This is a genomic window from Luteimonas chenhongjianii, from assembly GCF_002327105.1.
Classification (GTDB): Bacteria; Pseudomonadota; Gammaproteobacteria; order Xanthomonadales; family Xanthomonadaceae; genus Luteimonas; species Luteimonas chenhongjianii.
On sequence record NZ_CP023406.1, the window covers coordinates 957,776 to 981,663 of the forward strand.

Genomic DNA, 23,888 nt, shown 5'->3' on the forward strand with positions numbered 1-23,888 from the left:
CCCCCCGGCCGTCCAACCGAACATGTCCGACATCAGACTCGAACCGTCGTGGAAAGCACATGTCGGGGAGTGGCTGCGCCGCGACGACATGCAGGCCCTGTCGGCGTTCCTGCGCGCGCGCAGGAACGCCGGCGCCCGGATCTTTCCACCGGGTCCGGAGATCTTCGCCGCCTTCGATGCCACGCCGTTCGACGCGGTGAAGGTCGTGATCCTCGGCCAGGATCCCTACCACGGGGCGGGCCAGGCCCATGGCCTGTGTTTCTCGGTGCGGCCGGACGTGCGGGTGCCGCCGTCGCTGGTCAACATCTACAAGGAGATCGAACGCGATCTGGGCCTGGCGCGGCCCGATCACGGCTGGCTGATGCCCTGGGCGCAGCGCGGCGTGCTGTTGCTCAACGCTGTGCTGACCGTGGAGGAGGGCAGGCCCGGCGTGCATCAGGGCAAGGGCTGGGAAGGCTTTACCGACCACGTCGTCGACGTGCTCAACCGCGAGCGCGAGGATCTGGTGTTCCTCTTGTGGGGCAGCTACGCGCAGGCCAAGGGCAAAGTCATCGACACCCATCGCCATTGCGTGCTGCGCACCACGCACCCATCGCCGTTGTCGGCGCACCGTGGTTTTCTGGGCAGCGGGCACTTCTCCAGGACCAACAACTTCCTGCGCAAGCGCGGCATCGCGCCGATCGACTGGTCGCTGCCGCGCCGCGCGGAGCTCGTCGCGTGATCCGCGCGGTCGAAGCCACGCGATACGTCACACCGCTGCGCGAGGGCGGCTCGCTGCCGGCGGTCGTCGAAGCCGACGACGACGGCATGTACGTGATGAAATTCCGCGGCGCCGGGCAGGGGCCGAAGGCACTGGTGGCCGAGCTGATCGGCGGCGAGTTCGCCCGTCTGCTGGGTCTGCCGATGCCGGAGATCGTCTTCATCGATCTGGATCCGGACATGGCCGCCACCGAGCCCGACCCGGAAATCCAGCATCTGATCCGCGCGAGCGCAGGCTGCAACCTGGCCCTGGATTACCTGCCCGGTTCGATCAATTTCGATCCCGGGGTGGACCGGCCCGATGCCGCGCTGGCGTCGCGGATCGTCTGGTTCGATGCCTTCATCTGCAACGTGGACCGCACTGCGCGCAACACCAATCTGCTGGTCTGGCATCGACGCCTGACGCTGATCGACCACGGCGCGGCGTTGTATTTCCACCACGACTGGGACAGTGCGGCGCGCATCGCGACCGGGCCCTTCGCGCGGATCGCCGACCACGTGCTGCTGCCGTTCGCAAGCGCGCTCGACGCCGCCGATGCGGCGCTGTCCGCGCGCATCAGCGAGGCCGACATCCGCCGCATCGTCGCGCTGGTGCCCGACGAGTGGCTCGCGGGAGAGCCGCGCTTCGCCGATGCCGACGCGCACCGCGCGGCCTACGTGGAGTTCTTCTGCACGCGCCTGGCGCACCGGTCCGTCTTCGTCGGGGAGGCGCAGCGTGCGCATGCAGCGGGTCTATGACTACGCGGTGATCCGGGTCGTGCCACGGGTCGAACGCGAGGAATTCATCAACGCGGGCGTGATCGTGTCCTGCCAGGGGGCACGCACGCTCGCGGCCGCGGTGGCGCTGGATCCGTCGCGCCTGCACGCGTTGGATCCACATGCCGACATCGCCACGCTGCAGCGGCATCTCGACGCGATCGTGCGCATCTGCCGCGGCGATCCCGATGGTGGGCCGATCGCCGCGCTGCCGGCACGCGCGCGCTTCCATTGGCTCACCGCGCGGCGCAGCTCGATGATCCAGGTCTCGCCGGTGCACACCGGCCGCACCGACGATCCCGACGGGCTGTGCGCGCGCCTGATGGCGCGCATGGTGCTGCCGCCCGGGCCGGTGGGCGGCGCATAAAAAAACCCGGCAGCGTGGGGGCTGCCGGGTCGGCTACGGGCGAGGGAGGGATCGCCCGGAGTTCATTGCGCGGAGCCGGAACTCCGCAGCGCGCTCAGCGCCGGGTGGTCTTCGCGGTGCTCTTGGCGACCTTCTCGGCTTGGGCGCGGACATCGGCCGTCGAGGCCTCGACCTGGGACTTCGCGAGCTGGGCGATGGTTTCGTGCGTCTTCACCGTGTGGCCCACCACTTCCTGCGAGGCATTGACGAACCGCTCGGTGTTCTCGCGGGCGACCTGCGCGCCCTTCGGGAACAGCGCCTTCAGGCCGTCCATGTCGCGGACGTCGAGTGCTTCGTTGGCAAGGGCGAACGTGGCGTTGGCGTTCTCGGCAAAGGTCGTCAGCTGCAGGCCGATGATCTTCTGGAAGTTATCCAGCGCGAGGTGATTGATCTGGGAGGCGGCATCGGCGAACTGGCGCGACGCGGCGGTGAACTGCTCGTTGAACTGATACGACATGGCGGTTACCTGCGTGTGCCGGCACTCTGCCGGGTTGTGCGATGCAGCATAACGCGCCCATGTTGCATCGCAACATTGTTCCGACGAACGGTCCCCACGTATTCAGTTCTATTGCGTATCAAGGGCTTGCGGCGCTTGAAACGTCGCCCCGGGGGGCTCAGGGGCCGGTATAGCGGCAGCCCGAAGTACAGGTTTCACGGATCACGATCGCGCTCAGCGCGGGCAGGGTCGGCTTGAGCCGCTCCCAGATCCAGATCGCCAGCCGCTCGCTGGTCGGATTCTCGAGCCCGTCGATGTCGTTGAGATAGTGATGGTCGAGCTGGTCGTAGAGCGGCCGGAAGGCGGCTTTCAGATCGCCGAAGTCCATGATCCAGCCGGTCTCGGGGCCCGGCTCGCCGGACACGTGGACCTCGACCTGGAACGAGTGCCCATGCAGACGCGCGCACTTGTGCCCCGGCGGCACGTTGGGCAGCCGGTGCGCCGCCTCGAGGGTGAAAACCTTGAAGATGTCCATGCGGCATTCTCGGGCGTGGCCGGCGCCGGGGCAATGACAACATCGGCCTGCATGCGCGCACCGGCATCGCCGGGCTGCGGGCCATCGATCGGTCCGATCCGTCTCGCGCACGCCTCGCGGACGCTTGGCCCCACCTCCGCCGGGCCAGGCGGAGGTCCCGTTCCGCGACCGTGATCCGTTGCAGGGATCGGGCATCGCGGGGCCAGCGCGCTGATTCGAGTCCATCCAGGCCGCGTGCCCCGCGTGCCAGCGCCGGCATGCCGGCGTAGAGGGGCCGGACCGGCACTCCGACAGTGCGCGCGCCTCGTCTCCAGTACGCGCGGCCCTCGCGACGAGGCGGGGGCGCCGGCTTCGCACACGTGGCCGGCCGGGGGCCACGCATAGAATGCGGGCATGCAACGACGTGCGCGCTTCCGCTGGGCCTGGTGGTTGCTGGCCTATGCCAGCCTGGGCCTGGCGATTGCGGGCGTGTTCGTGCCCGGCCTGCCGACCACGGTCTTCGTGCTGATCGCGGCCTGGGCCGCGGCGCGCGGATCGGAACGCCTGCGGCGGCGGCTGCTCGCCGACCCGCGCTTCGGTCCGGTCATCCGCGACTGGCAGGCGAATGGCGCGGTCACCCGCCGCGCCAAATGGCTCGCGACCGGGGCGATGACCGGCTGCGGCCTGGTGCTGGTCGGACTGATGCTGTGGATCCCCGCGCATCGCTGGTGGATGACCGCGCTGCCGATCGCCTGCATGGTCGCCGTCGGGTGCTGGCTGTGGCTGCGACCGGAGCCGCCGCCGGGGTGAAACGCTCAGCGCGCGCCGGTCTGGGCCTCGTATTGCTCGAGAAAGCCGTCGAGCGGAGAGTAGAGCAGGTCACCGGCCAGGCGCCGCGGCGGTTCGTAGGAGAAGTCGAACGAGAAAGTGCCGCTGGGCTCGATCGTCAGCAGCGTGCTCGACCAGGCGCCGCGATCGTCGCGCATGGCCTCGCGCAGCGCGACCAGCGCGTCCTTGGCCGCGCGCGAGAGGCGGAAATCCACATCCTCCAGTGGCTCGCCCGGCGCCGCGGCGATCGCTGATGTCTGCGAGCTGATGCGCTTGCCGCCTTCGGTGTCGATCTCGGCGTGCAGCCCGATGCGCTTCCACTCCCGGTTGCCCCATTCGCCGTCCATGACATCGGTGACACAGGCGGCGACTTCACGCACGACCTGTTGCTGGGCTTGCTGGATGGCGACGGCGTCGATCATGGAGGTAGGGGCCGGACAGGAGATCAGTGGATGTTATCGAAATCGAATTCCACCCATTTGCCGCCTTCCTGGCGGTAGGCCGCGATGAAGCTGTCGGGTCGGTTGCTGGTGTTGCCGGCGTCGTAGCTCGGCTCGACCCGCATCTGGATGTCCAGGTCGGGGGACTCGCGCTTGAGCGCGCGGATCTGGCCCTCGAACTGATGACCGTAGGCGCCGGTGTTGAGGTTCTTGGTGCCGTCTGCCAGCGGTTTGCCGTTGCCGGGCACGACGTTGAGACGGTTGGTCGGGCCTGCGAACGAGTCGGCGATCAGATGGAAGCCGACATCGGTGGCGTAGCCCTCGTTGCCGATCGCGCGCTGCAGCGTGGGATCGTTGCGGCCCGCTGCCTCGAGCGACACGCTGCCCTCGGCCTTGATCACGCGGCCGGCGTCGTCGGTGGTCCAGCGGTAGTTGCCGAACTCGTAGACGGTGTCGGGGCGGGCGGCGTTGGCGGCGCGGTTGAAGTCGTCCATCGACTCGAACGCCAGCACCGGGCGCCCGCCAATGCTGCGATCGGTGCGGGCATTGGCGAGGATGTCGGCAAGCGCGGCCTCGTCGGCGCCGCGCGCGGCGCTGGTGCGGCCCGCGTCGCCAGCGGCCTCCACGCGGTCGGCCACGCGCGCGGCATCGGCGACATCCGCCACGTCCGTGGCCTTCGCGACCTTCGCGGCCTTGTCGACGCCCTTCGTGCCGACCACGGTGAGCAGCAGTTCGGTCGCGCCGCGGCCGATCGCCTCGCCGTAGTTGCCGGCCTGCCAGTCGGCGACGATGGGTTCGACCACCGCGTCGACCAGGAGGCCGGGGTTGCGCGCGATGGTCGAGGCGACCTCGGCGGCCGCTTCCATGCGGTGCCCGCCGCGCGCGGCCGACGGCAGCCAGTCCGGCGTGTCCACCGTCTCCCCGCTGACGTGTTCGTAGAGTCCGGTGACGCCATCCACCGCCCAACCGGCAGGGCCGAGGTCGTAACCGGCCTTCAGCGCGTTGCCGCCGAGGGCGAGGGCGCCTTCGCCGGTTTCCCAGAGCACCTCTCCCGCGCCCTTGAAGACACCGCCAACCTGCGAGGCGGCGTTGCCCAGTCCATCGAGAATGCCCATCCTTCGGTCCTGTCGGCGCGGTGCGGAAAGTCTGGGAGTGGCGGCCGGGCCGGACAATCTGGGGTCGACCCTTGGTCGGCCGTGATCGTTCGGCATCTGCGGGGAGCCGATGGTGTTGCCCGCATCCCGACGCGGCTACACTTCCGCGCATGCACATCCGCCTCCTGCCGCTCCTCGCCGCCACCGTGTTGTTGTCCGCCTGCGGCAACAAGGCCGATCTCCTGCAGCCGCGGGAGGTGCCGCCGGAAGACCGCGGGCGCTACATCTTCAAGTCGTCGATTCCGACCCGCGAACAGCTCGAAGCCGAGGATGCCGCGGCCTGGGACGAGGACGATGCCGCGACGACGGACCAGGTCGAAGAAGTCAAGGTCGAGGTCGACCGGGGCGCCGAGGTCGAAGAGGTGGAGGAGGTTGACGTCGAAGAGGTCACCACCCCGCCGGCGGTGCCGGTGATCCTCGACGTGCCACCGGCCACGGGCACGCCGTGAGTCCGCGCGCGCCGCGCGCCTGCTTTCCGCGGTCCGCGCGCTGATGTCCCGTCGGGCAGCACCGTTGCGCTTCAGCAAGATGCACGGCGCCGGCAACGACTTCGTCGTGCTGGACCTGCGCGGCGACGTGGCGCCTCCGGATGCCGCGCTGTGCCGGGCACTCGCCGATCGGCACACCGGCGTCGGCTGCGACCAGATCCTGACCATCGAGTCCCCGCGTGCGGCCGGTGCACTGGCGCGTTATCGCATCTGGAACGCCGATGGCTCGTCCTCGCAGCAATGCGGCAATGGCGCGCGCTGCGTGGCCGCGTGGCTGGTGCGCGATGGCGCGGCTACGGACGATTTCGTGCTCGAAAGCCCGGCCGGCCTGCACGGCGTCACCCGCGCCGGTGACGGTTACCGCATCGCGATGGGCGTGCCGGAGTTCGCGCCGTCGCGCATTCCGATGGCCGGTGTCGATGCGCCACTGTCGCTGTATACGCTGCCGGTCGATGGCGTCGGCACGCTCGCGTTCGGCGCGGCGTCGATGGGCAATCCGCACGCGGTGATCGAGGTCGACGATATCGATACCGCAGATGTCGCCGGCGTCGGCCGCGCCCTGCAGGCCTCGGACTGGTTTCCCGAGTCGGTCAATGTCGGCTTCGCCCAGGTCGTCGCCGCCGACCGTATCCGCCTGCGCGTATTCGAGCGCGGCGTCGGCGAGACGCTCGCCTGTGGCAGCGGCGCCTGCGCGGCGGTGGCGGTGCTCGCGCGGCGCGGTCGCACCGGTCGCAGCGTCGCCGTATCGTTGCCCGGCGGCACACTGCATATCGACTGGCCGGACGACGACGCGACGCTGTCGATGGCCGGGCCTGCCGCATTCGTATTCGAAGGGGAATTTGCATGAGCGAGACCACCGACAAGCTCGGCGCGCACGAAGTCGCCGCCTGGCTGCGCCGCCAACCGCGTTTCCTGCAGCAGTTTCCGGATCTCGCGTTGACCCTGGTGGTGCCGCGCGAGGATGGTCCCGCCGCGTCGCTGGCGAGCTACCAGCTCGAAGTGCTGCGCGACAAGAACCGTGAACTGTCCAAGCGCTTGCGCGACCTGTTCGCGATTTCGCAGGAGAACGAGCGTCTTGCGGTGCGGACACACCAGCTCACCCTTGCGTTGATGCGCCAGTCCGATGCCGCCTCCACCGTGCGTGCGCTTGCCGCGACGCTGGCCGAGGACTTCAACGGCGACCTGGTGCGCATCGTGCTGTTCAACCCGGTCCCCGGGCTCGAGGAGGACTGGCTGCAGATCGTCGCGCGCGACGACCGCGCGCTGCAGCCGTTCGCCGACTGCCTCAAGGACGAAGAGCCGCTGTGCGGCCGCCTGCATCCGGACAAGCAGTCGCTGCTGTACGGGCCACGCGTGGACGAGGTGCAGTCCAGCGCGCTGCTGCCGCTGGCGGGCATCGGCCTGGTGTCGGTCGGCAGCCGCGATGCCAACCGCTTCTATCCGGGCATGGGCACACTGTTCCTGCGCATGATGGGTGAGGCCTTCGCCACGGCGATGCGGCGGTTCGAGACCGCCTGACGCCTGTCTGCGGCCCAGCTCATGCATTCAGACGTCCAGGCGTTTCTGGCGCACCTGCAGGTCGAACGGCGGGTGTCGGTGCATACCCTCGACGCCTACCGCCGCGACCTCGGTGCCCTCGTGGACTGGGCCGCCGCGCATGCACGCGACGATCTGCGCGCATTGCAGGGCGAGGACATCCGCAGCTTCGTGGCCGCCGGTCATCGTGGCGGCCTGTCGCCGAAAAGCCTGCAGCGGCGACTCTCGGCCTGCCGCAGTTTCTACCACTGGCTGCTCCGGCATGGACACGTCACCGCCAATCCCGCGACCGGCGTGCGTGGACCCAAGGCCCCGCGCAAGCTGCCGCAGGTCCTCGATGTCGACGAGGCCACGCAACTGGTCGAGGTGCCGGTCGATGCGCCGCTGGGCCTGCGCGATCGCGCGCTGCTGGAACTGTTCTATTCGTCGGGTCTGCGCCTGTCGGAACTGGTCGGCCTGCGCTGGCGCGATCTGGATTTCGACGGCGGCCTGGTGACCGTGCTCGGCAAGGGCAGCCGCCAGCGCAGCGTGCCGGTCGGCAGCCATGCGCTGCGCGCCCTTGCGGAGTGGCGCCGCGAAAGTAATGGCACTTCCGAGGGGCCGGTATTTCCCGGCCGTGGCGGCGGGCCGATCACCGCGCGCGCGGTGCAGCTGCGCCTGCGCGTGCTGGCGCAGCGCCAGGGCATGTTCAAGCGCGTGCATCCGCACCTGCTGCGGCACTCGTTCGCCAGCCACGTGCTCGAATCCTCCGGCGATCTGCGCGGCGTGCAGGAATTGCTGGGCCACGCCGACATCGCCACCACGCAGATCTACACGCATCTCGATTTTCAGCATCTGTCCAAGGTCTACGACGCCGCGCATCCGCGCGCGCGGCGCAAGTCCTGAAGCGCAACCGGAGCTGCCCATGAACCTGCGCATCGTCATCGGCTTGGCCGTGTCGGTTTCCCTGCAGATGCTGCTCGGCCTGCTGGCCGCCTCGCTGTTTCCGCCGATGCCCTCCGGCGTGGCACCGGTGTCGACCGCGGTGCAGGCCGGCCTGATCGCATTGCTGGCCTCGACCGGTGGCGCCTTCGCGGCGCGGCAGCCGTTCATGCGCGCGGCGCTGGTGCTGTGGGCGGTGGGCTGGGTGTCGAGCGTGCTCGTCGTGCAGCGCCTGGGCGGCGGGCAGTTCACGTTCGCCGATGCGGCGGTTGTGAACGCGATGGCGATCGTCGTCTCCGGCATCGCCACGGTCCTGGGCGTGCGCGCCGGACGCCGGCTGGACCGCCACGTGCGCGGGCCTGCGGCCGACGCGACGCAATGACGCAGCGCCGGATGCCTTGATCCCGGCGGTCGCGGCCCCATCCAGTGGATTCGATCCACGGAGGCCGCATGGACCCCAGCCAGAATCCCAACGTTTTCCACGCCACGACGATCGTGTCGATCCGCAAGGGCGGCAAGGTGGTCGTCGCCGGCGATGGCCAGGTCACGCTCGGCCACACCATCATGAAGGGCAACGCGCGCAAGGTGCGGCGCCTGGGCGAAGGCGGCAAGGTGCTCGCCGGGTTCGCCGGCGCCGCCGCCGACGCGTTCACCCTGTTCGAACTCTTCGAAGGCAAGTTGCAGCAGCATGGCGGCCAGCTGGTGCGCGCCGCGGTGGAGCTGGTCAAGGACTGGCGCACCGATCGTCGCTACGGAAAGCTCGAGGCGCTGCTCGCCGTCGCCGATGCCGAGACCTCGCTGATCATCAGCGGCAACGGCGACATCATCGAGCCCGACGACGGCATCATCGCGATCGGATCGGGCGGCTCCTACGCCCTGTCGGCGGCGCGCGCGCTGCTCGCGCATACCGATCTCGACGCCCGCACGGTGGCGACCGAGGCGCTCAACATCGCCGGCGACATCTGCATCTACACCAACCGCAACGTGGTGGTCGAAGAGCTGTGACCGACCTGCGGCGGCGCGTGGCGGCCTCTCGGGTCGAACGCGCCTGCCGGTCGCACGCACCCGCCCACGCTTCTACGGACACCCGATTCCCATGACCAACGTCAATTCCTCGACCATGACCCCGCGCGAGATCGTGCAGGAGCTCGACCGCCATATCGTCGGCCAGAACGCGGCCAAGCGCGCGGTCGCGATCGCGCTGCGCAACCGCTGGCGCCGCGCGCAGCTCGACGACGATCTGCGCAATGAAGTCATGCCCAAGAACATCCTGATGATCGGTCCGACCGGCGTCGGCAAGACCGAGATCGCGCGCCGTCTGGCGACGCTCGCCAACGCGCCGTTCGTCAAGGTCGAGGCCACTCGCTTCACAGAAGTCGGCTATGTCGGCAAGGATGTCGAGCAGATCATCCGCGACCTCGCCGACACCGCGGTCAAGCTCTACCGCGAGCAGGCCAAGGTGCGCGTGCGCACGCAGGCCGAGGACCGCGCCGAGGACCGCATCCTCGATGCGCTGCTGCCCAGGCGCGAAACCCCGCAGCCGGGCTTCGGCTTCGGCGCGCAGACCGCAACGGTCGACATCGGCGCGGAGCCGTCGTCGAAGGAGTCTGAGACGCGGCAGAAGCTGCGCCGCCAGTTGCGCGCAGGCGAACTCGACGAGCGCGAGATCGAACTCGAACTCAGCGCCGGGCAGGGCATGGACATCCTGACCCCACCGGGCATGGAAGAAATGGGGCAGCAGCTGCGGCAGATGTTCGCCAATCTCGGCGGCGGCAAGACCCACAAGCGCAAGCTCGCGATCCGTGCCGCGCGGCCGCAACTCATCGACGAGGAAGCCGCCAAGCTGGTCAACGAGGACGAGGTGCGCGAGGCCGCGATCGAGGCCTGCGAACAGCACGGAATCGTCTTCATCGACGAGATCGACAAGGTCGCCAAGCGCAGCGAGGGCGGCGCCAGCGGCGCCGATGTCAGCCGCGAGGGCGTGCAGCGCGACCTGCTTCCGCTGGTCGAAGGCAGCACGGTCAGCACCAAGTACGGCTCGGTGAAGACCGACCACATCCTCTTCATCGCCTCGGGCGCGTTCCACCTCGCCAAGCCAAGCGACCTGATTCCCGAAATGCAGGGCCGCTTCCCGATCCGGGTCGAACTGACCGCGCTGACCAAGGACGATTTCGTCCGCATCCTCACCGAGCCCAAGGCCGCGCTGACCACGCAGTACGTGCAGCTGCTCAAGACCGAGGGTGTCAGCCTGACCTTCGCGCCCGATGCCGTCGAGCGGCTCGCCGAGATCGCCGCGCACGTCAACGAGCGTCAGGAGAACATCGGTGCGCGGCGCCTGCACACGGTGCTCGAGCGCCTGCTCGATTCGCTGAGTTTCGAGGCGCCGGACAAGGGCGGCACCGTGGTCATCGATCGCGCGTATGTCGAAGCGCAGCTGGGCGATCTGGTGCAGGACCAGGATCTCAGCCGCTACATTCTCTGACCGCACAGCGTTCACCACGGTCGACCATCGGGCCCGCATCATTGCGGGCCCTTTTTCTTGTGGTCGCGCCGCGATGTCGAGCCCTGCACCGAAGCTTCTCGCCGCCAGTGCCTTGCTGGCATCGATGGTTGCCTGCACGCCGCGCGATGCGACAGCGCCGGATGCATCGGCGACTGCGGCGCTGCCCGACATCGCCCCGGCGTCCGCCGCGCAGTCGCCCGATGCGCGGGCAGCCCCTGGGGGAACGACGGCCGAGCCGGTCTACCGGGTGTTCCGCGATGTCGTCGTGGCCTGCGACAACGTCCGTCGCTGCGCAGCCATCGGCGTTGGCGACGACGCGTCCGGACTGGTGCTGTCGCTACGCCGCGATACGGGCGCGGACGGTGCGCAGGCGCTGGTGCTGCAAGCACCTGGAGGCACGGTCGACACCTCGGGCATGACCCTGGACGGCGCGGCTGCACCGGCGATCGTCGCGTTGCCTTGGCAGCGCGACGCTGGCGAGTCGGCCATCTTGCGCATCGAGGACCCGACGGCGATCGCACGGTTCATCGATCTGGTCCGCGACGGCACGCATCTGGGCGACGGCGCGGAGCGCAGCGTGTCGCTGTCGGGCCTCAATGCGGCGCTGCTTTACATCGACGAACACCAGCAACGCCTCGACACCTCCGGTGCATGGGGGCGACGCGGCGAACGCGATGACGCGGCCGTACCTTCAGCGCCCGCGCTGCCCGTGCTGGCGAAATCCGCGGCCTCGCCTCCGGCGCTCCCGGAAGACGAAGCCGGGCGCCTCATCCGCAGCGTACGCGAGGCGCAGGCCGCCGCGTTGCATGCCGAAGAATGCGACGCCCCCGGCGGCGCGTTCGACGTGTCGCGCCAGGACGCGGCCTTCCCGCTCGATGCGACGCAGGCGCTGGTTTTCGTGACCTGCTACAGCGGTGCCTACCAGAGCGCCGCCCTTGTGTTCCGCGCCGCCCGGGACGGCACCGAGGCCGCCCGCCTGACCCTGCCTGCGCCTCGGCTGTCCGGCGACTCCGAGCCTCGGGAGGTTTCAGCCTGCTGGTCGGCGCCGGCTACGATCCGCGCACCGGCACACTGTCGCAACACGCGCGGGGGCGCGGTATCGGCGACTGTGGCTACCACGCCAGATGGCAGTTCGACGGCCGGGGCTTCGCGCTCTCGCACTACGCCGAGATGACGCGATGCGGCGGCCTGGGCCCCGATGACTGGCCGGTGCTGTGGCGCGTGGCCGACCCGGCCGCCGGTATGCCTTGAGCCTGCAGGAAGTCGTTGCCACAATCGCGCGCCCTGCCTGGCGCATCTTCCATGTCCCTGTTGCTTCGACTCGTCGCGATCCTGCAGATCGCCGGTGGTTTCTACGGCCTGGCGGATGCGTTGCTGCGGCTCGCCTCCGGCCAGGGTGGCGGGGGTGCGGTGCTGGTGCTGGTGATCGGCCTGCTGCTGTCGACGTTCGCGATGATCGCCGGCGTGCTGCTGCTCGAGGGTGACGCGCTTGGCGAACGCCTGTCGCGGATTGCGCTGGCCTTGCAGATTCCGGTGATCGCCACGCCCTGGCTGAGCTATGCCTGGCATGTCGGTGCGACCGTACCGCTGCAGTTGCGGTTCGGACGACACGTCGTCCTCGATCTCGACTGGTCGGTGCCGTCGGAAGCACTGCGTCTGGCAATGGCGGGCCCATCGACCGCGGTGCTCGGGGTCAACCTGCTGGCCCTGGTGCTCTGGCTGGTGCTGCGCTTCGCGCGGCGCTGAAGGCCCAGGCCGTACGCGGTGTCGGCGTGACGGCTGCAAAGGGCCAATTGGGGTATATTGGCCCTCACCCTGGCGCGGAGTGGTCGCGATGACGATGTCCCTGAAGCTCGATGCCCTCGATGCGCTGCCGCGTACGCCGGCCTCCGACGTCAAGAAGCTCGGCTGGCGCGGCGTGATGAAGACCATCGCGCGTGGCGGCAAGGTCGTGGTGACGAACCACAACACCCCCGAGGCGGTGATCCTCTCGGCCGACGAGTACGACGCGATCCTGCGCGCGCTCGACGCGGCCGGTGCCTCGCAGCGCTCGGCGCTGGACACCCTGCGCGCACGCTTCGACGAGCGCCTGGCCGCCCTGGAGGCCGACGACGCCGGCGCGCGCCTGCGCGCGGTGATGGCCGGGCCGGCGCGGCTGGACGGCAAGGTCAAGGCCGGCGCGACCTGCTGAGCGTGACGCGCCCGGTCCTCTACGTGCTGGCCGGCGTCAATGGCGCCGGCAAGAGTTCGGTTGGCGGCTACCTGCTGCAGCGCGCCGGCATGGCCTGGTTCAACCCCGACACCTTCGCGCGCGAACTCGCCGCAGTCACCGGCTGCACGATGGCCGAAGCGAATGCCGAAGCCTGGCAGGAAGGCATGCGCCGGCTCGATATCGCACTGGCGGCGGGCCGCAGTCACGCGTTCGAGACCACGCTCGGCGGCAACACCGTGCCGGCGCGCATCGCGCAGGCCGCGCGCACCCACGACGTGCTGATGTGGTTCTGCGGCCTGGCCTCGCCAGAGCAGCACATCGCCCGTGTGCAGGCCCGCGTCGCCGCCGGTGGGCACGACATTCCCGAGGCCAGCATCCGCGCGCGCTGGACCCGCGCCCGCGAGAACCTCATTGCACTGATGCCGGTGCTCGCGCAGCTGCAGGTCTACGACAACAGCGTCGACGTCGCGCGTGGAGAGTCGGTGCCGGATCCGGTGCTGCTTCTGGAGATGGTCGGCGGCGCGCTGGTGGTGCCGGATGCCGACGACCTCGAGGCGCTGGCGGCCACGCCCGACTGGGCGAAACCGCTGCTCGAAGCCGCGCTCGACAGCGCGCCCTGACGCGCCGTTTCTCGCAGCTGGCAGCGGTATCGACGTCCGCCCATCGCCAGCTTTGCTCCCGGAAGGTGGCGCGCCCTTGCGCCGCCCGGTCTTCAGTGCAGCGGCGGCGGTTCGGCAGCCGGCTTGTCGTGCACGCCCAACCGCTCGACCAGGGTGGCGCTGGCGGCATTGAGCCCGAGGACCTCCACAGTGACGCCCCGCGCACGCAATTTCATCACCACGGTGTCCAATGCGCCGATCGCGCTGAGATCCCAGAAGTGCGCATGGCTGACATCGATCACCACGCGCTGCACCGGCTCCAGCAGGTCGAAGGCATCGCCGAAGGCGTTGGCCGACGCGAAGAACACCTGGCCACGCACGACGTAGCGGCGCGTGCCGTCGGCGTCCTGCATCGTTTCGACATCGAGCAGGTGCCCGACGCGGCGCGCGAAGAACAGCGCCGACAGCAGCACGCCGGTCAGCACGCCCTTGGCCAGATCGTGGGTGGCCACGGTGACGGCGACCGTCGCCAGCATCACCACGCTCGAGCCCGCCGGATGCCGGCGCAGGTCGCGCAGCGACTGCCAGCTGAAAGTGCCGATCGAGACCATGATCATCACCGCGACCAGGGCCGCCATCGGGATGCGCGCCACCCACGCACCGGCGAACACCACCAGCGCCAGCAGCACGGTACCGGCCACCAGCGACGACAGACGGCCACGCCCGCCCGATTTCACGTTGATCACCGACTGGCCGATCATCGCGCAGCCCGCCATGCCGCCGAGGAAACCGGTGACGACATTGGCCGTGCCCTGGCCCACGCATTCGCGGTGACGGTCGCTGGCGGTATCGGTCATGTCATCGACGATGCGCGCGGTCATCAGCGACTCGAGCAGGCCGACCACGGCCAGCGTCGCCGATACCGGGAAGATGATCGCAAGCGTCTCCCAGTTCAGCGGAATCTGCGGCAGCAGGAACACCGGCAGGCTGTCGGGCAGGGCGCCCTTGTCGCCGACGGTCGGGATTACCCAGCCGAAGTACAGGGACGCGCCGGTCAGCAGCACGATCGCCACCAGTGGCGGCGGCACCGCTACGCCACGCGACCAGCGCAGCAGCACCGCGACCGCCGACAGGCCGAGGCCGAGCGCCGGCAACAGCAGGCCGTCGCCCAGGCTCGCGATGCCCAGCGCCAGCCCCACGGCCAACGGGATCTGCCCGATGCCGGGAAACAGCTGGCGCGACAGCCATGGCAGGCCATAGATCAGGACCAGTCCGGCGATCACGATCGGATACACCAGCCCCGGCACGCCGATCAGCTCGGGCAGTTGGGCCATGAAGATCAGGATCGCCAGCGCATTGACGAAACCGGTGATCACCGAGCGCGACACGAAGCGCATCAGCGTCGCGAGTTTCAGGGCGCCGGCCGCGATCTGCAGCAGGCCGGTGAGGATGGTCGCCGCCAGCAGATATTGCAGGCCGTGGTCGCGCACCAGGGTGACCATCACCAGCGCCATCGCTCCGGTCGCGGCGGAGATCATCGCCGGGCGGCCGCCGACGATCGCGGTGATCACCGCGATCGAGAACGAGGCGTAGAGGCCGACGCTGGGATCGACGCCGGCAATGATCGAAAACGCGATCGCCTCGGGAATCAGCGCCAGCGCGACGACGAGTCCGGCGAGCACGTCGCCGCGGATGTTGCCGAACCATTGCTGGCGCAGCGGAAGCTTCGATTGCATGGGGAAAAGCCCTGACGGGCCGGACGCGGAACCCGCGGCCGGCGGAATGACGGTATGCACGCATAGCAGGCGGCCAGCCCGGTCGGGCGGCGCGACGTCGAGGCTATGGTGGCGTGGTCGTCATCGAAAGGGCAGCTGGGTGAGACACGGGGCGCGCAGTCTAGCGGACGCAGCGCGGCTCAGTCCTCGCCGATGTCCTCGTTCCAGACGTCCGGATGTTCGGCGATGAAGCCGCCGAGCAGGTTCACGCATTCCTGGCTCTGCAGGTCGACGACCTCGACGCCGCTCTCGCGCAGCCAGTCGATACCGCCCTGGAAGGTCACCGATTCGCCCACCACCACCGTGCCGATGCCGAACTGGCGCACCAGGCCGCTGCAGTACCAGCAGGGCGCGAGCGTGGTGACCATGATCGTGTCGCGATAGCTGCGTTGGCGCCCGGCCTTGCGGAAGGCGTCGGTTTCCCCGTGCACCGAGGGGTCGTTCTCCTGCACGCGGCGGTTGTGGCCACAGCCGAGCAGGCGCCCGTCCTGGTGGTAGAGCGCGGCGCCGATCGGGATGCCGCCTTCGGCCAGGCCCTTCCGGGCCTCGGCGATGGCGGTGTCGAGCAGGGCGCGGTAGTCGGGTGTGCTGATCATCGGAGCGGTCTCCTGGATGCGGACGCGCAGTCTGCCCCTGGTCCGGGGCCGGGTCGAGGCTGCGAATTTTTAACAACTGCGTGGCAGAATCCGCGCCCTCCCTTAGCGACGCAAGAACACCTATGGAATGGCTGGCCGACCCGACGATATGGATGGGTCTGGCGACCCTGGTGGTCCTCGAGATCATCCTGGGCATCGACAATCTGGTGTTCATTGCGATCCTTGCCGACAAGCTCCCCCCGGAGCAGCGCGACAGGGCGCGTGTGATCGGCCTGACGCTGGCGCTGCTGATGCGGCTGGTGCTGCTCGCGCTGGTCGCATGGATTGCCGGGCTGATCACGCCGCTGTTCACGGTCTGGGGCCAGGCATTCTCGGGACGCGACCTGATCCTGTTGCTGGGCGGCGTATTCCTGCTGTTCAAGGCGACGATGGAGCTGCACGAGCGGCTGGAGGGACATCAGAGCCAGAGCAATACCAAGAAGGTCTACGCCTCGTTCGGCGTGGTGCTGACGCAGATCGTCGTGCTCGATGCGGTGTTCTCGCTCGACTCGGTGATCACCGCGGTCGGCATGGTCGAGCACCTTGGCGTGATGTATGCCGCGGTCACGATCGCGATGGCGGTGATGCTGCTGGCCAGCAAGCCGTTGACGACCTTCGTCAACAAGCATCCCACCGTCGTCGTGCTGTGCCTGGGTTTCCTGTTGATGATCGGCTTCAGCCTGGTCGCCGAGGGGTTCGGCTTCAAGATCCCCAAGGGCTATCTGTATGCGGCGATCGTGTTCTCGATCCTGGTCGAGGCCTTCAACCAGTGGTCGCGCTTCAACCGCGAACGGCACGTCCAGCAGTTGCCGTTCCGCCAGCGCACCGCCGACGCCGTGCTGCGTCTGCTGGGCACGCGCCCGGAAACCCAGTTCGAGCCGGGCACCCCCGAGGCCCCGCGCGGCGACGGCGGCGAGCAGCTGGAGGCCGCCGAGCACGACATGATCCGCAGCGTGCTGACCCTGGCCGAGCGGCCGGTGTCGAGCGTGATGACGGTGCGCAGCGACCTGGAATGGATCGACGCGACGCGCGGCATCGAGCATGCGACCGCGCGATTGATCGAATCGCCGCATACGCGCCTGCTGGTCTGTGACGGCGAGCTCGACCAGATGCTGGGCCTCGTGCAGAGCGGCGAACTGCTCTCGAGCGTGCTGCAGGGCCGCGCGCTGAACGTCACCGATTTCGTCCGCGAGCCGCTCGTGGTGCCCGAAGGCACGTCGACCCTGCGTGTGCTCGAGCAGATCCGCGCCCATCCGATCCCGGTGGCCGTGGTGGTCGATGAATACGGCAGCATCGAGGGCATGGTCACCGCCAATGACCTGCTGGCGACGATCGCCGGCGATCTGGTCGACACCCGCGACGCGGACTACGGTGCGCAGTGGATCGAGGACGGTGTCTGGCTGGTCGATGCTTCGATGTCGCTGCAGGACCTGGAGCATGCGACGGGCATCACCCTGCCGCGCGATGCGACCTACGTGACCCTCTCGGGCCTGGTGTTGCACCTGCTCGACCGCATGCCGGTCGAAGGCGATGAACTGCGCGTGGAAGGCCAGTTGCTGCGCGTGGAATCGCTGGAACGGCGGCGCGTGGGCAAGCTGCGGATCACGCGATTGCCGGATGAGGGATAATCGGCCCATGAGCGACGAATCCAGCAAGCCCGGTACCACCCATTTCGGCTTCCGCGACGTGCCCACCGGGGACAAGCAGAAGCTCGTCGGCGAGGTGTTCTCCTCGGTCGCCGGCAACTACGACCTGATGAACGACCTGATGAGTCTGGGTATCCATCGGGTCTGGAAGCGGTATTTCGTGGCCACCGCGCAGGTGCGCACCGGCGACCGCGTGCTCGATCTCGCCGGCGGTACCGGCGACATCGCCGCGCTGCTGCGCGAGCGCGTCGGCGACTCGGGCGAGCTGGTGCTCGGCGACATCAACGCCTCGATGCTGCGCGTCGGCCGCGACCGCATGACCGACCGCGGCCAGGTGCGCGGCTTCGGGTACGTGCAGTGCAATGCCGAGACGCTGCCGTTCCCCGACAACAGCTTCGATCTCGTCACGATCGCTTTCGGCCTGCGCAACGTGACCGACAAGGACGCGGCGCTGCGCGAGATGCTGCGCGTGCTCAAGGTGGGCGGCCAGGCGCGCGTGCTGGAGTTCTCGGAAGTGAAGGCCGACTGGTTCAGGCCGATCTACGACTTCCATTCCTTCAAGGTGCTGCCGCGGCTGGGCAAGCTGTTCGCGCGTGATGCCGACAGCTACCAGTACCTGGCCGAATCGATCCGCAAGCACCCGCCGCAGGACGCGCTCAAGGCCATGATGGAGGCGGCCGGCTTCGCCCGCTGCCGCTACCGCAACCTCAACGGCGGCATCGTCGCGATCCACGACGGCTACAAGGCCTGATCGAGCGCGCGGCGCCGCTGCGCCGCGCAAGGCGTCAGTAGGACGCGGTGCCGGCGTCCCCGGGCGACGCGGCCGCCAACGCGCGCCAGTGCGGCAGCATGGGCAGCGCGCCGACGCGGGCCAGATAGTCGTGATCGACCTCGGTGCCGCGGACCAGCGCCGCGGCGACGTGCACCGCGCCGGTGATCCAGAACGCGCCCGACATCTGCGTGGGCTGGTCGTGATAGGCGACCGCTTCGACGATCGGCGTCGGCAGGCCCCACAGCCCGAGCAGGTACGCCCCAGCAACGCTGTGCGGTACTTCGCCCAGGTCTTCCTGGGGCAGCAGGCGCCCCACTTCTGCGAGCAGGCCCGCGGTCGCAGCGACGCCGGCGCCAACGCCCGGGAGGAGCTGTCCGGCCAGCCACGACGTGCGCAGGGCGCGCTCGCGCAGCCCATCCATCTCGGGCCCGGAGGCGAACACCTCGCTCACCAGCACCATGCGGCGCAGGGCCTCCTTGCCCAGGCGGACCACCGCGGTGCGCAGATCGCAGATCTCGCGCCCGGCCGCGTAGTAGGCCGAATTGCTCAGACGCAGCACGCGCGCCGCCAGCGCCGGATCCTGCGCGGTGATCGCCGTGATCGCGTGGAGGCCGGCTTCGGGGTCGCGCAGCAGGCGCGTCAGCGCGAGATACTGCCGGGGCGCGGCGGGCAGGGTGCCGATGCCCGCGATCACGCGCTTGAGTTCCGGATCGTCGAGCAGGCGCTGGAGATCCTGCATGCCCTGCACCGCTGCGGCGATGGTGCGGGTGTCGAGCGGTTCGGCCAGCACGCGCTGGGCGTATTCGAGTGCCTCGACCGCGCGGGCGTTGTCGCCGGACTCCATCAGCACGATGCGCACCGCATGCGGACGACGGACACGGACTTCGTCGAGCAGACGGTTGCAGCGGGGCCAGTCGCTGTCGGCGGAGCACACGAATGCATCGGGCTCGAGCGCGGCGGCGGAACTGCCCGCATCGACGCCGGGCGGAAGCCAGCTGACCCGCCAGTCGAGTCCGCGCGTCGCGAGTTCGTTCTGCAGACGCGTGACCTCGTCACCGTGATCCCACGCTACGACCAGATGCACGGCATTTCCCTGCGCGACATGAAGAGCGGAATCATAGCAATGCGGCACGAGGCTGAATGCCTGCCGGCAATCGCGCACGCACGCGGCCGGGCGTGACGCCCGCGGATGCGCCTGTCGCCGCGGCCCGGGTGGATGCCGCGCCGACCGGGCTCACGGCGGCAATCGGCGCCGCGCTGCCGACCGCGTGCCGGGTGGTCGTGGATGCTCGCGATGCCAGCGCGGCAGCGCAGGTGGTCAGCCGATGGCCATGACCCGGGCGCGGTGGCGCTCGTAGTCCGACAGCCAGGTGCCGAACTGCGCCAGCGGCAGCGCCGGCGCGTAATAGAAGCCCTGCACCTCGTCGCAACCCAGCTTGCGCAGGAAGTCGGCCTGCGGCGCCGATTCCACGCCTTCGGCGGTGACCTGCATATCGAAGTTGCGCGCGATCATCAGGATCGAGCGCACGATGGCCGCATCGCCGCGATCGTCGACGACGTCACAGACGAAGCTGCGGTCGATCTTGACCCGGTCCACGGCAAGGTGGCGCAGCATCGACAGCGACGCATAGCCGGTGCCGAAATCGTCGTAGGCGACGCGGACGCCGCGCTGCCGCAACGCCTGCAGCGTGGCGGCGGCGGCGCCGTCATCGCGCAGTGCGATGGTTTCGGTCAGCTCCAGTTCCAGACATTCCGGCGGCAGGCCGCTGTCGCGCAGGGCGGCATCGACATGGTGCAGGAAGTCCGCATGCCCGAACTGCGAGGGGAACAGGTTCACGCTTACCGACATCGGGCGGCCGTCGATCCTCGGCCATGTCACCGCGTCGCGGCAGGCGCGGTCGAGGATCCACCAGCCCACGAGCGCGGCGATGCCACTCATCGCCAGCGCATCGATGAAGCCCGCGGGCATCACCAGGCCACGCTCGGGGTGGCGCCAGCGCAGCAGCGCCTCGGCGCCGGCCGGGCGTCCGGTCTCCAGGTGGATCTGCGGCTGGTAGTGCAGTTCGAATTCCCGCTCGTTGAGCGCTCGGCGCAGCTCGAGGTCGAGCCGGCGGCGATCGATGGCGGCGGTCCGCATGCTCGGCTCGAAGCGCCGGAGCACCTGGCCGCGGCTGCGTTTGGCGTAATGCATCGCCAGCTGCGCCCGCGCGACCAGTTCCAGGCTGTCGGTCGCCCCGGTGTCGTCGGGTGTGCCCGGCACGACGGGCGTCGCGCCGCTGTCGTCGTCGGCGGCGTCGAGCAGCACGCCGACGCAGGCATCGAGGTGCACGCGGTGCATGTCGACTTCGCAGGGCTGGGCGAGGTCGAGCAGGATGGCGTTGAGCAGGGCCTCGGTCCCGCGCGGTTTCTGGCCGCGGACCGACAGCGCGATCGCGAATTCGTCGCCGTCCAGGCGGGCCAGGAACGCATCGTCGGGCAGGCGAGCGAGCAGGCGCGCGGCGATCACCTGCAGCATGATGTCGGCCATGCCGGGGCCGAGCGTCACGCCCAGCGAGTGGAAGTTGTCGATGCCGAGCACGGCGACCGCGGTGGGGATGTGCTGCGCCCGGCGCCTATCCAGCGCGCGCAGCAGGCCGGCGCGATTGGGCAGGCCGGTCAGCGGATCCTCGTCCGCACGGGGCGTGTCGAACCGTACTTCGACGTCCTCGGGCGCCGTCTGGTCGGCAGACACGTTCATGCGGCCTCCGCATCGAGGGTGCACACCGGAGTCGGGGCGTGACGTCCGGTGACCCGGCGTATCGCCTCATGTGCCCGGCGCCGAAGCTCGAGCTGATCAGGCCCCCGCGACACGCCGCGGCGGGGGGCAAGGCGCGCGCCCGCCTGCGGCCCCCGACGGGTGGGCAGGCACGCGGACGGGCGAGTGCCCGATCGCGCCTGCAACGCCTGCAGGCGACACATGGCCACCGGTGGCCAACGGCACCCACCCGACCGGCCTGCGTTGGCCTGCCCGGGCACATCAGCCGTCGGAGCCCTTGGCGGGCTCATGGGCAGCGCGGCGCTCTGAAATCGTCCATTCACGTTTGCATTGTCCGCGATCGGCGGGCTTTCGCCATAGGCGCGGCGCTGTCTGACGGGTCCACGCGGGGATGCACGTTCGAAAACCTGACGGCGTTCACGGAAATGCGGGTCGAGAGGATGCAGGCACTGTTGCAGCCGGCTTCGTGCAAGCGCGGATACGAGCCGGCCGGCGGCGTGCCAAATGCCGGTCGCCGCATACACGGGCCAAAGTCGCCCGCTGGCCGCGCGCTAGACTGTACGTCCCTGTCCGTTGTCGAACCCCAATATGCGATCCAAGCTGGATATCCGCCGGTTCCTGCCGGCGCTGCTGCTCGCCATGCTGGCCGTTGGCTGCCAGCGCGAATCCGGAGACCCCAATCCCGTGAACGCCGCGCCCGGTTCCGCACCCGCCGTCGCGGCGGACCGCGACGAGCATTCCTATGCCGAGCCCGACAAGGTCGTCACCGACGATCTCGCCCTGGACATCGCGCTCGATTTCGACGCGCGCACCATCGCCGGCACCGCGACCTACACCCTGCAGTGGAAGGACCCCTCGGCCACGCAGCTGGTGCTCGATACCCGCGACCTGACCATCGAGAAGGTGGAAGGCGAAACCGCCAACGGCTGGCAGCCGCTGCAGTACACGCTGGCCGAGGCCGATCCCACGCTCGGCAGCAAGCTGACGATCGAGACCCCGGAGCGCAACGCCAAGGTCCGCGTGACCTACAAGACCTCGCCCGAGGCCTCGGGCCTGCAATGGCTCACCCCGGAGATGACCGAAGGCAAGCAGTTGCCCTTCATGTTCAGCCAGTCGCAGCAGATCCACGCGCGTTCGTGGGTGCCGCTGCAGGACACCCCGGCGATCCGCTACACCTACACCGCCCGTGTCACGACGCGTCCGGACGTGATGGTGCTGATGAGCGCCGACAACGATCCGGCCGCGCAGCGCACCGGTGAGTACACCTTCAAGATGCCGCAGAAGATCCCGTCGTACCTGATGGCGATCGCCGCCGGCGACCTGGTGTTCAAGCCGATCTCCGATCGCGCCGGCGTGTGGGCCGAGCCGGCGATGGTCGACCGCGCGGTCGCCGAGTTCGCCGACACCGAAAAGATGATCGAGGTCACCGAGCAGCTTTACGGCCCCTACCGCTGGGGGCGTTACGACCTGCTGATCCTGCCGCCGTCGTTCCCGTATGGCGGCATGGAAAACCCGCGCCTGTCGTTCATCACACCCACCGTCATCGTCGGCGACAAGTCGCTGGTCTCGCTGATCGCGCACGAGCTCGCGCACAGCTGGTCGGGCAACCTGGTCACGTTCTCCAGCGCCAAGCACGGCTGGCTCAACGAGGGCTTCACCAGCTACGTGGAGAACCGCATCGTCGAGTCGCTGTACGGCAAGGAGGTCAGCGACATGGAGTACGTGATCTCGCGCAATGCGCTGCGCGAGAACATCGCCGGCATGCCCGAGGCCACCCAGGCGCTGGCGGTCAAGCCGGGTACGGAGCTCGACGCCGACGACGCGCTCAGCGCGGTCGCCTACGACAAGGGCGCGTGGTTCCTGCAGTTCCTGGAGCAGCGCTTCGGCCGTGAGAATTTCGACGCCTTCCTGCGCGGCTACTTCGATCATTTCGCCTTCCAGAGCGTCACCACCGAGCAGTTCCTCGCCTATGCCAAGGAGCACCTGTTCGACAAGTTCCCCGGCACCGTGACCGATGCCGAGATCCAGGAGTGGATCTATGCACCGGGCATTCCGGCCTCCGCGCCGCAGGTGATGTCGCGCAATTTCGGCATCGTCGATTCCGCGCGCCTGGCATGGCTGGGCAGTGGGCAGCTGCCCCCGCGCCAGATCACCGATGCCTGGTCGACGCAGGAATGGCTGCACTTCCTCGACAGCCTGCCGCCCACCCTGACCATCGAGCAGCTGGCCCAGCTCGACGAAGCCTACGGCTTCACCGGGACCGACAACGGCGAGATCGCGATGCGCTGGTATCCGCTGGCGGTGCGCAGTGGCTACACGCAGGCAAACGAGGCACTGGCCGAGTTCACCGCGCGCGTCGGCCGTCGCAAGCTGATCATGCCGATCTACACCGCGCTGGTGCAGACCGAGCCCGGCCTGGCGCTCGCCAGGCAGATCTTCGAGACCGCGCGCCCGGGCTACCACCCGATCACCACCGGCTCGGTGGAAGCGCTGATCGCCGGTGCCAAGCCGGCGCCCGCACCGGTGGCCCCTGCGGCCACTGATGCGGCCGCGGACGAGAAGCCTGCACCCGCGAATTGAGTCGCAGGCGATCGGATCCGTGCGCGGCCGCCCTCGTGGCGGCCGCGTGCGTTTCGAGGCCGGCAAGCGCGCTGCCGCGCGAGGGTCGTTCGATCCGCGCCCGGTGACGCGCTAGGCTGCACAGCGCCGCGCGCGAACCCGCCAGCGCGAACAGTGGACGCAACATCCTGATG

At 69.2% G+C, this 23,888-nt stretch carries 26 protein-coding genes and 1 pseudogene; 19 read left to right on the forward strand and 8 right to left on the reverse strand.

Annotation, left to right across the window (positions count from 1 at the left end; translation table 11 throughout):
• Positions 1-22: 22 nt before the first annotated feature.
• Genes ung through CNR27_RS04310 form a run of 3 tightly spaced genes read left to right on the forward strand, consistent with a single transcriptional unit; the run spans position 23 to position 1,882 of the window.
• The gene (gene ung, locus CNR27_RS04300) at positions 23-721 is read left to right on the forward strand and encodes a uracil-DNA glycosylase (RefSeq protein WP_096297088.1); all 699 of its coding nucleotides are present in this window, start codon (positions 23-25) and stop codon (positions 719-721) included.
• The gene (locus CNR27_RS04305) at positions 721-1,497 is read left to right on the forward strand and encodes a HipA family kinase (protein WP_096300283.1); all 777 of its coding nucleotides are present in this window, start codon (positions 721-723) and stop codon (positions 1,495-1,497) included. Before ung ends, CNR27_RS04305 begins: the two co-directional genes overlap by 1 nt.
• A complete protein-coding gene (locus tag CNR27_RS04310; RefSeq protein WP_096297089.1) occupies positions 1,481-1,882 on the forward strand; it encodes a DUF3037 domain-containing protein in 402 nt (133 codons plus the stop codon). The genes CNR27_RS04305 and CNR27_RS04310 overlap by 17 nt, the downstream gene beginning before the upstream one ends.
• 94 nt (positions 1,883-1,976) lie before the next feature.
• Here the strand turns inward: CNR27_RS04310 and CNR27_RS04315 are convergent, their stop codons facing one another.
• Positions 1,977-2,378 (reverse strand): phasin family protein, encoded by a 402-nt coding sequence (locus CNR27_RS04315; RefSeq protein ID WP_096297090.1) that lies wholly within the window; start codon positions 2,376-2,378, stop codon positions 1,977-1,979.
• A 157-nt stretch (positions 2,379-2,535) separates the two neighbouring features.
• Positions 2,536-2,892 (reverse strand): 6-carboxytetrahydropterin synthase QueD, encoded by a 357-nt coding sequence (gene queD / locus CNR27_RS04320; RefSeq protein WP_096297091.1) that lies wholly within the window; start codon positions 2,890-2,892, stop codon positions 2,536-2,538.
• A 393-nt stretch (positions 2,893-3,285) separates the two neighbouring features.
• Between queD and CNR27_RS04325 the strand changes: the two genes are divergently transcribed.
• On the forward strand, positions 3,286-3,681 hold the full coding sequence (locus CNR27_RS04325) for a YbaN family protein (RefSeq protein WP_096297092.1): 396 nt from the start codon (positions 3,286-3,288) through the stop codon (positions 3,679-3,681).
• 5 nt (positions 3,682-3,686) lie between these two features.
• Here CNR27_RS04325 and CNR27_RS04330 read toward each other — a convergent pair whose 3' ends face one another.
• Together CNR27_RS04330 and CNR27_RS04335 are read right to left on the reverse strand one after the other, a co-directional pair.
• Entirely contained in the window at positions 3,687-4,121 is a 435-nt protein-coding gene (locus tag CNR27_RS04330) for a hypothetical protein (RefSeq protein ID WP_096297093.1), read from the reverse strand.
• A 23-nt stretch (positions 4,122-4,144) separates the two neighbouring features.
• Positions 4,145-5,254 carry a DNA/RNA non-specific endonuclease gene (locus tag CNR27_RS04335; protein ID WP_096297094.1) on the reverse strand — a complete coding sequence of 370 codons (1,110 nt, stop codon included), beginning with the start codon at positions 5,252-5,254 and terminating at the stop codon, positions 4,145-4,147.
• 149 nt (positions 5,255-5,403) lie between these two features.
• On the opposite strand from CNR27_RS04335, the gene CNR27_RS04340 reads away from it, so the two are divergent.
• The 12 genes and pseudogenes from CNR27_RS04340 (at position 5,404) to CNR27_RS04385 (ending at position 13,573) form a co-directional block, all read left to right on the forward strand.
• Complete coding sequence (locus tag CNR27_RS04340; RefSeq protein ID WP_096297095.1) at positions 5,404-5,742, forward strand: hypothetical protein; 339 nt, start codon at positions 5,404-5,406, stop codon at positions 5,740-5,742.
• A gap of 43 nt (positions 5,743-5,785) precedes the next feature.
• The gene (gene dapF / locus CNR27_RS04345; RefSeq protein ID WP_096297096.1) at positions 5,786-6,628 is read left to right on the forward strand and encodes a diaminopimelate epimerase; all 843 of its coding nucleotides are present in this window, start codon (positions 5,786-5,788) and stop codon (positions 6,626-6,628) included.
• Positions 6,625-7,299 (forward strand): DUF484 family protein, encoded by a 675-nt coding sequence (locus CNR27_RS04350; protein ID WP_096297097.1) that lies wholly within the window; start codon positions 6,625-6,627, stop codon positions 7,297-7,299. The genes dapF and CNR27_RS04350 overlap by 4 nt, the downstream gene beginning before the upstream one ends.
• A 21-nt stretch (positions 7,300-7,320) precedes the next feature.
• Positions 7,321-8,202 carry a tyrosine recombinase XerC gene (gene xerC / locus CNR27_RS04355; protein ID WP_096297098.1) on the forward strand — a complete coding sequence of 294 codons (882 nt, stop codon included), beginning with the start codon at positions 7,321-7,323 and terminating at the stop codon, positions 8,200-8,202.
• Between the two features lie 19 nt (positions 8,203-8,221).
• On the forward strand, positions 8,222-8,620 hold the full coding sequence (locus tag CNR27_RS04360; protein WP_096297099.1) for a hypothetical protein: 399 nt from the start codon (positions 8,222-8,224) through the stop codon (positions 8,618-8,620).
• 68 nt (positions 8,621-8,688) lie between these two features.
• Entirely contained in the window at positions 8,689-9,243 is a 555-nt protein-coding gene (gene hslV / locus CNR27_RS04365) for an ATP-dependent protease subunit HslV (RefSeq protein WP_096297100.1), read from the forward strand.
• A gap of 91 nt (positions 9,244-9,334) precedes the next feature.
• The gene (gene hslU, locus CNR27_RS04370; protein ID WP_096297101.1) at positions 9,335-10,720 is read left to right on the forward strand and encodes an ATP-dependent protease ATPase subunit HslU; all 1,386 of its coding nucleotides are present in this window, start codon (positions 9,335-9,337) and stop codon (positions 10,718-10,720) included.
• 124 nt (positions 10,721-10,844) lie between these two features.
• Positions 10,845-11,735 (forward strand): annotated as a pseudogene (locus CNR27_RS15555) (DUF1176 domain-containing protein); the annotation flags it as partial.
• 77 nt (positions 11,736-11,812) lie between these two features.
• Entirely contained in the window at positions 11,813-11,992 is a 180-nt protein-coding gene (locus CNR27_RS15875) for a DUF1176 domain-containing protein (protein ID WP_425435506.1), read from the forward strand.
• Between the two features lie 51 nt (positions 11,993-12,043).
• Positions 12,044-12,487 (forward strand): hypothetical protein, encoded by a 444-nt coding sequence (locus CNR27_RS15180; protein WP_157745258.1) that lies wholly within the window; start codon positions 12,044-12,046, stop codon positions 12,485-12,487.
• An 88-nt stretch (positions 12,488-12,575) separates the two neighbouring features.
• On the forward strand, positions 12,576-12,932 hold the full coding sequence (locus CNR27_RS15185) for a type II toxin-antitoxin system prevent-host-death family antitoxin (RefSeq protein ID WP_123832988.1): 357 nt from the start codon (positions 12,576-12,578) through the stop codon (positions 12,930-12,932).
• A gap of 2 nt (positions 12,933-12,934) precedes the next feature.
• On the forward strand, positions 12,935-13,573 hold the full coding sequence (locus tag CNR27_RS04385) for an ATPase (protein ID WP_199730918.1): 639 nt from the start codon (positions 12,935-12,937) through the stop codon (positions 13,571-13,573).
• A gap of 92 nt (positions 13,574-13,665) precedes the next feature.
• Here CNR27_RS04385 and CNR27_RS04390 read toward each other — a convergent pair whose 3' ends face one another.
• Together CNR27_RS04390 and CNR27_RS04395 are read right to left on the reverse strand one after the other, a co-directional pair.
• Positions 13,666-15,288, reverse strand: a complete 1,623-nt coding sequence (locus tag CNR27_RS04390) for a SulP family inorganic anion transporter (protein WP_096297103.1) — start codon at positions 15,286-15,288, stop codon at positions 13,666-13,668.
• A gap of 179 nt (positions 15,289-15,467) precedes the next feature.
• Positions 15,468-15,923 carry a nucleoside deaminase gene (locus tag CNR27_RS04395; RefSeq protein ID WP_096297104.1) on the reverse strand — a complete coding sequence of 152 codons (456 nt, stop codon included), beginning with the start codon at positions 15,921-15,923 and terminating at the stop codon, positions 15,468-15,470.
• A gap of 122 nt (positions 15,924-16,045) precedes the next feature.
• Here CNR27_RS04395 and CNR27_RS04400 point away from each other — a divergent pair, with 122 nt between their 5' ends.
• A complete protein-coding gene (locus CNR27_RS04400; protein WP_096297105.1) occupies positions 16,046-17,590 on the forward strand; it encodes a TerC family protein in 1,545 nt (514 codons plus the stop codon).
• Positions 17,591-17,597: 7 nt separating this feature from the next.
• Positions 17,598-18,359: a bifunctional demethylmenaquinone methyltransferase/2-methoxy-6-polyprenyl-1,4-benzoquinol methylase UbiE gene (ubiE, locus tag CNR27_RS04405; RefSeq protein WP_096297106.1), complete on the forward strand. Its 762-nt coding sequence runs from the start codon at positions 17,598-17,600 to the stop codon at positions 18,357-18,359.
• 34 nt (positions 18,360-18,393) lie between these two features.
• Here ubiE and CNR27_RS04410 read toward each other — a convergent pair whose 3' ends face one another.
• A complete protein-coding gene (locus CNR27_RS04410; RefSeq protein WP_096297107.1) occupies positions 18,394-19,464 on the reverse strand; it encodes an HDOD domain-containing protein in 1,071 nt (356 codons plus the stop codon).
• A 234-nt stretch (positions 19,465-19,698) separates the two neighbouring features.
• Positions 19,699-21,117, reverse strand: coding sequence for a putative bifunctional diguanylate cyclase/phosphodiesterase (locus CNR27_RS04420; RefSeq protein ID WP_096297109.1), 1,419 nt, complete (start codon positions 21,115-21,117; stop codon positions 19,699-19,701).
• A 606-nt stretch (positions 21,118-21,723) separates the two neighbouring features.
• On the opposite strand from CNR27_RS04420, the gene CNR27_RS04425 reads away from it, so the two are divergent.
• Positions 21,724-23,715: a M1 family metallopeptidase gene (locus CNR27_RS04425; protein ID WP_096297110.1), complete on the forward strand. Its 1,992-nt coding sequence runs from the start codon at positions 21,724-21,726 to the stop codon at positions 23,713-23,715.
• Positions 23,716-23,888: the final 173 nt, after the last annotated feature.